This is a genomic window from Clostridium beijerinckii, from assembly GCF_036699995.1.
Lineage (GTDB): Bacteria > Bacillota > Clostridia > Clostridiales > Clostridiaceae > Clostridium > Clostridium helianthi.
Map to the genome: position 1 here is coordinate 1 of NZ_CP144906.1, position 7,500 is coordinate 7,500.

Annotated in this window: 7 protein-coding genes (1 of these 7 only partly in view); all 7 read left to right on the forward strand. The window is 29.4% G+C overall.

The annotated features are described in order from the left end of the window. Positions 1–1,350, forward strand: coding sequence for a chromosomal replication initiator protein DnaA (gene dnaA, locus PZA12_RS00005; protein ID WP_077840259.1), 1,350 nt, complete (start codon positions 1–3; stop codon positions 1,348–1,350). 261 nt (positions 1,351–1,611) lie between these two features. Beyond that, positions 1,612–2,712: a DNA polymerase III subunit beta gene (gene dnaN / locus PZA12_RS00010; RefSeq protein WP_077845251.1), complete on the forward strand. Its 1,101-nt coding sequence runs from the start codon at positions 1,612–1,614 to the stop codon at positions 2,710–2,712. Between the two features lie 36 nt (positions 2,713–2,748). Next, positions 2,749–2,955, forward strand: coding sequence for a S4 domain-containing protein YaaA (gene yaaA, locus PZA12_RS00015; protein ID WP_077840264.1), 207 nt, complete (start codon positions 2,749–2,751; stop codon positions 2,953–2,955). A 48-nt stretch (positions 2,956–3,003) separates the two neighbouring features. Beyond that, positions 3,004–4,107, forward strand: a complete 1,104-nt coding sequence (gene recF / locus PZA12_RS00020) for a DNA replication/repair protein RecF (protein WP_078117630.1) — start codon at positions 3,004–3,006, stop codon at positions 4,105–4,107. Next, complete coding sequence (gene remB / locus PZA12_RS00025) at positions 4,107–4,367, forward strand: extracellular matrix regulator RemB (protein ID WP_011967370.1); 261 nt, start codon at positions 4,107–4,109, stop codon at positions 4,365–4,367. The genes recF and remB overlap by 1 nt, the downstream gene beginning before the upstream one ends. A 54-nt stretch (positions 4,368–4,421) precedes the next feature. Beyond that, positions 4,422–6,329: a DNA topoisomerase (ATP-hydrolyzing) subunit B gene (gyrB, locus tag PZA12_RS00030; protein WP_078117631.1), complete on the forward strand. Its 1,908-nt coding sequence runs from the start codon at positions 4,422–4,424 to the stop codon at positions 6,327–6,329. 23 nt (positions 6,330–6,352) lie between these two features. Next, on the forward strand, positions 6,353–7,500 hold the beginning of the coding sequence (gyrA, locus tag PZA12_RS00035) for a DNA gyrase subunit A (RefSeq protein ID WP_078117632.1). 1,333 nt of this gene lie beyond the right edge of the window; the window shows 1,148 of its 2,481 coding nt (coding positions 1–1,148); the start codon lies at positions 6,353–6,355; its stop codon lies beyond the right edge, outside the window.

A 7,500-nucleotide genomic window follows, 5' to 3' on the forward strand; every position in this document is an offset into this window, starting at 1 on the left:
ATGGATGCCGATCTTAAAAATTTATGGGATAAAACCTTAGATATTATAAAAAGTGAGCTAAGTGAAGTTAGTTTTAATACTTGGATTAAAAGCTGCGAACCTCTGTCTATTTCTTCTAATACTCTAAAGATAAGCGTTCCAAATTCCTTTACTCAAGATATTTTAGATAAAAGATATAAAGATTTAGTTGCAAACTCCATAAAAGCAGTATGTTCAAAATTATATACAATTGAATTTATTATAATGTCTGAAATCTATGAAAAAGAAGAAATTAAGAATTCTTCAAATCAGAAACCAAAAGCTATTGTAGTTAATGATGAAATGTCGTCTACATTAAATCCAAAATATACTTTTAATTCTTTTGTAATAGGTAATAGTAATAGATTTGCTCATGCTGCATCTTTGGCAGTTGCAGAATCACCAGCAAAAGCATATAACCCGTTATTCATATATGGTGGAGTCGGCCTTGGAAAGACTCACTTAATGCATGCTATCGGTCATTACATCTTAGATGGTAATCCTAATGCTAAAGTTGTGTATGTCTCATCTGAAAAATTTACCAATGAATTAATAAACGCTATAAAAGATGATAAGAATGAAGAATTCAGAAATAAATATAGGAATGTTGATATCTTACTTATAGATGATATACAATTTATAGCCGGAAAAGAGCGTACTCAAGAAGAATTCTTTCATACATTTAATGCGTTACATGATGCGAATAAACAAATTATATTATCTTCAGATAGACCGCCAAAAGAAATTCCAACATTAGAAGATAGGCTTAGATCTAGATTTGAATGGGGCTTAATAGCAGATATTCAAGTTCCTGATTTCGAAACTAGAATGGCTATACTAAAAAAGAAAGCTGACGTTGAAAATCTAAATGTAGCAAATGAAGTTATGGGATACATTGCTACTAAAATTAAATCTAATATAAGGGAACTTGAAGGCGCACTAATAAGAATAATTGCTTACTCCTCATTAACTAACAGAGAAGTTACTGTAGATTTAGCTACAGAAGCATTAAAAGATATAATATCTAAAAAGCAAGGAAAGCACGTGACTATTGACTTAATACAAGATGTAGTTTCTAGTTACTTTAATTTGCGTGTTGAAGATTTAAAATCTCAAAGACGAACTAGAAATGTTGCTTACCCAAGGCAAATAGCAATGTATTTAAGTAGAAAACTGACAGATATGTCTTTACCTAAAATTGGAGAAGAATTTGGAGGAAGAGATCATACTACAGTAATACATGCTTATGAGAAAATATCTGAGAATCTCAAAACTGATGATTCATTACAAAATACTGTTAACGACATTACAAAGAAATTGACTCAGAATTAATCCACAGAGCTGTATAATAAGTACATAATAACTTGTGGATAATATTTTTTTAGTTATATTACACTTATACTTGTGGATAACCAGTCTGTTTTGTTACTGATTTATCCACAATATTTTTGAACTAAATTTTGTTGATATTACAGGGATTATACTAGTTATCAACAAATTAACAGCCCCTACTACTATTATTACTATAAAAATATTTATCTAACTACTAATTATCATCTTTAATTCTTGTGAATAAAATAAGGAGGATTTTCAATGATCTTTACATGTGAAAAACAAAAAATATTAGAAGGTATATCAATAGTGCAAAAAGCCATAACAGGTAAATCAACAATGCCTATATTGGAAGGTATTTATATAAATGCAAATAATTCAACAATAACTCTTATAGGTTCAGATATGGATGTTAGTATTCAAACATTAGTTGATGCAACTATTATGGAAGAAGGAAGTATAGTTATTGATGCTAAAATATTTGGAGAAATAATAAGAAAACTACCTAATTCAACTATAAGAATAGAAACTATGGAAAATCAACTAATAAAAATAACTTGTGAAAAATCCATATTTGATGTAGTGTATATGAACACAAATGAATTTCCAGAGTTACCTGAAATTAATGAGAATTTAAAAATATCAGTAAATCAAAATATATTAAAAAATATGATAAAGGGGACTTCTTTTGCTATAGCTCAAGATGAAACAAGACCTATTCTTCAAGGAATATTATTCGAAGTGAGAAATAAAAACTTAAACTTAGTTGCTCTAGATGGATATAGACTAGCTATAAAAAGTGAATTTTTAGATACGGATATTGACATAGAAGTTGTAATTCCAGGAAAAACATTAAATGAAGTATCAAAGATACTAGAAGATATAGATGAGATTGTGGATATAACATTTACTAATAACCATATATTATTTAATTTAAAAAGAACTAAAATAATATCTAGATTATTAGAAGGTAAGTTCATAAATTATAAATCATTATTACCACAAGAACACAAACTATTTGTAAATGTTAATAGACAAGAACTACAAAATGCAATAGAAAGAGCATCTCTAATGGCTAAGGATGGAAATACCAATTTAATAAAATTAGATTTACATCAAGATAACTTAGTAATAACTTCTAATTCTCAATTGGGAAAGGTAAGAGATGAAATTTCGATAAAATTGCAAGGAGATGAAATAGAAATTGCATTTAACTCAAAATATCTGCTAGATGTTTTAAAGAACATGGAGGATAATGAAGTTGTTATGAAAATGACATCTGGTATAAGCCCATGTGTTATTGAAGAAAATAGTAATGAAAATGCAAAATATTTAGTTTTGCCAGTAAGACTAATGAGATAGGAGGATAAATATTATTTTAATATTTATATAACGAAAATGAATAAAATAAAAATTGATACTGAAATTATAAAATTAGATGCTTTTTTAAAATGGGCATCTATTGCTAGCTCAGGTTCAGAAGCTAAGATCTATGTGCAAGATGGAATGATAAAGGTTAATGGAGAAGTTTGTACTCAAAGAGGTAAGAAGTTAAGAAGTGGAGATGTAGTAAACTTCGATGGTTCAGATTTTGAAATAATATAGAGATAGTTATTTGATTATTTATGATATAATTATTATAGGTGTATTTTTATGTATGTTAAAAATATAAATTTGCTTAATTATAGGAATTATAAAAAATTAAGCGTAGAATTGACTAAAAATGTTAATGTGTTTGTGGGAGATAATGCTCAAGGAAAAACAAATATTTTAGAATCAGTATATTATTGTGCTTTTGCAAAATCACACAGAACATCAAAAGATAAAGAATTAATAAATTGGGAAAATAGTACAGCCTACATAAGCTTACTTATAGGGAAAAATAGATTAGATAAAAAGATTGATATAAATATACTCAGAGATGGTAAGAAAGCTATAAAAGTAAATAATATAAAAGTAAATAAGATAGGTGAACTATTTGGAATTTTTAATGTAGTAATGTTTTCTCCAGAAGATTTAAAAGTTATAAAAGAAGCACCAAGTTTAAGAAGAAGACTATTAGATATGGAATTATCTCAGGTAAATCCAAATTATTACTTCAATCTAGTACAATATAATAAAGTTCTAGGCGAAAGAAACACTTTATTAAAGAGCAGGTCATTTAGTGAAGATGTTTTAGATGTATATGATATACAATTGAGTAAATATGCTGATTATATTATTTCAAAAAGGTTAGAATATATAAATAAGATAAATTTTTACGGTGATATAATTCATAAAGAAATTACATCTGGAAAAGAAATAATAAACTTTAAATATAATTGTACTGTTAATCTAGAAAATGGAGAATTTAAAGATAATTATTTAAAAAAACTAAAAGATAATATTGAAAAAGATAGGGAAAAGGGGTTAACGTCTGTGGGACCTCATAGAGATGATTTTAGCGTATTTATAAATAATATTGATACTAAGGTTTTCGGATCTCAAGGACAACAAAGAACATCTATTTTAACTATGAAATTTGCATCTTTAAAAATCATTAGAGAGATTACAGGTGAATATCCAGTATTATTGTTAGATGATGTTTTATCGGAGCTTGATGTAAATAGGAAAAAATATATATTAAGATCAATAAAGGATATACAAACTATAATAACATGTGCTGGAATTGAGGATTTAAATGATTATTTAGATGATAAAGTCAAAATATTTAATGTATCAAACGGACAAATTTTAAATCAAGGGAGGAATATATAATGTTTTTGCATTTAGGTGAAAATGTAGTAGTTCCCATTAAAGACATTATTGGAATATTCGATCTTCAAAATACGATGTATAGCTCTGATACAATACAATTTTTAAGGCTAGCAGAAGAAGACGGATTTGTAGAAAGAATAACAGAAGAAAAACCAAAGTCGTTTATAATAGCGGAAGTAGATAATAAGAGTAAAATATATTTATCACCAATATCATCAACTACATTAACAAAAAGGACAGATATAGAATATAGTTCTTAATTCTATAAAATTAAAAATTTTAATAATACTTATTAAGTTTAGGAGGAGTCTGATTTGGAACAAAATAACAAAAAATATGATGAAAATCAGATACAAGTTCTTGAAGGATTAGAAGCAGTAAGAAAAAGACCAGGAATGTATATTGGAAGCACTAGTTCAAGAGGCCTTCATCATTTAGTATATGAAATCGTAGATAATAGCATTGATGAGGCTTTAGCAGGATATTGTAATAAAATAGAAGTATACATTAATGAGGATAATTCGATTACAGTAAATGACGATGGTAGAGGGATGCCTGTAGGAATACATCCTAAGATGGGAAAATCAACTGTTGAAGTTATAATGACAATATTACACGCAGGTGGTAAATTTGGAGGAGGAGGATATAAGGTTTCAGGTGGATTACACGGAGTTGGTGCATCTGTAGTTAATGCTCTTTCGGAAGAATGTACTGTCACAGTTAAGAGAGATGGACATATATGGCAACAGAAATATAGTAAGGGAAAGGTTCTAAACGAACTTACAAAAGTAGGGGACAGTGATCAGACTGGAACACAGACATATTTTAAGCCTGATGCAGAAATATTTGATGAAATAGTGTTTGATTTTGAAGTTTTATCTCAAAGATTAAGAGAACTAGCATTCTTAAATAAAGGAATATATATAAGGTTAGTAGATAAAAGAGATGAAAAAGAAGAAGTTTTCCATTACGAGGGTGGAATTAAATCATTTGTTAGCTACTTAAATAGGAATAAAGTCCCACTTCATGAAGAACCTATATATATTGAAGGGGTGAAAGATAACATATCGGTGGAAGTAGCGCTTCAATATAATGACGGTTATACTGAAAATATATTTTCTTTTGCAAACAATATTGATACAGTTGAAGGCGGAACGCATCTAGTTGGATTTAAAACTGCACTAACTAGAGTATTTAACGATTATGCAAAAAAATTTGGGCATATAAAAGAGAATGACAAGAATTTTACTGGTGATGATATAAGGGAAGGGCTGACTGGAGTAATATCTATAAAAATTGAAGAGCCACAATTTGAGGGGCAAACAAAAACTAAGCTAGGAAATAGCGAAGTAAGAGGAATTGTAGACTCAATTGTTGGTGAAAATATAGGTATATTCCTTGAGGAAAATCCTAACATAGGTAAAATGATTGTTGATAAGGCTCTAATGGCTGCTAGAGCTAGAGATGCGGCTAGAAAAGCGAGAGAATTGACAAGAAAATCAGTCTTAGAAAGATCTACATTGCCTGGAAAGTTAGCAGATTGTTCATCTAAAGATCCAAGAGAGTGTGAAATTTATATAGTCGAAGGGGATTCGGCAGGGGGATCTGCAAAGCAGGGAAGAAATAGAAAATTCCAAGCCATTTTACCTTTAAGAGGTAAAATATTAAATGTTGAAAAACAAAGATTAGATAGAATATTAAATGCAGATACTATTAGGTCAATGATTACTGCATTTGGAGCAGGCATAGGAAATGATTTTGATGTTGAGAAGATTAGATATAATAGAATTATAATTATGACAGATGCCGATGTTGATGGCGCTCATATTAGAACATTATTACTAACATTTTTTTATAGATATATGAGGAATTTAATAGATGATGGGCATGTATACATAGCGCAACCACCATTATATAAAGTTAGTAAAGGTAAAAAAGATTATTATGCATATAGTGATCCTGAATTAGAAAATGTTTTATCTGAGCTAGGTGGAAAAGATAATTCAACTGATATTCAAAGATATAAAGGTCTTGGAGAAATGAATGCATCTCAATTGTGGGATACAACTATGGATCCAGAAAAGAGAATTTTATTAAAAGTAAATATAGAAGACGCTATGGCTGCTGATGAAATTTTCACCATATTGATGGGGGAAAAAGTTGAGCCAAGAAAAGAATTTATACAACAAAATGCTAGAAATGTTGTTAATTTAGATATTTAGTACTGAAATACGAGGTGAAGTACATGGATTTTAATGAAGGAAAAGTTATACCAGTAGATATTAAACACGAAATGAAGAAATGTTATATAGATTATGCAATGAGTGTTATAGTTGGTCGTGCATTGCCAGATGTAAGAGACGGACTAAAACCTGTTCATAGAAGGATATTATATTCGTTGCAAGAATTGGGGTTAACTCCTGAAAAGGGATATAGAAAGTGTGCAAGAATAGTTGGAGATGTTTTAGGTAAATATCATCCACATGGTGATAGTTCAGTTTATGATGCATTAGTTAGAATGGCTCAAGATTTTTCAATGAGATATATGCTAGTTGATGGACATGGAAATTTTGGATCAGTTGATGGTGACAGTGCAGCTGCTATGAGATATACAGAAGCAAAAATGAATAAAATAGCAGTTGAAATGTTAAGAGATATTAATAAGAACACAGTTGATTTTATGCCTAACTTTGATGGTGAAGAGCAAGAGCCAGTAGTATTACCATCAAGATTTCCTAATCTCTTGGTAAATGGTTCATCAGGAATTGCAGTCGGCATGGCAACTAATATTCCGCCACACAATTTGGCTGAAATAATTGATGGGACTATTATGCTTATAGATAATCCTGAAAGCACAGTTTTGGAACTTATGACTAAAATTACAGGACCGGATTTTCCTACAGGGGCTACCATTATGGGGAAAGCAGGAATTAGGGCTGCATATGAAACTGGTAAGGGAAAGATAATAGTAAGAGCGAATGCTGAGATAGAGGAAGAAAATGGAAGACACTCAATAATCGTTACTGAGATACCATATCAAGTAAATAAGGCAAAACTTGTAGAAAATATTGCTGATTTAGTAAAAGATAAAAAGATTACTGGAATCTCTGATTTGAGAGACGAATCAGACAGAGACGGTATGAGAATCGTAATTGAGCTTAAAAGAGATGCTAATCCAAGTGTAGTATTGAATTTATTATATAAGCACACAAAGCTTCAAGATACATTTGGCATTATTATGTTAGCATTAGTTAATAATGAGCCAAAGGTTTTAAATTTAAAGCAAATACTAGAAAATTATGTAGAATTTCAAAAAGAAGTTATAACAAGAAGAACTATATTTGATTTAAACAAGGCAGAGGCTAGAGCACATATCTTAGAAGGTTTAAAAAT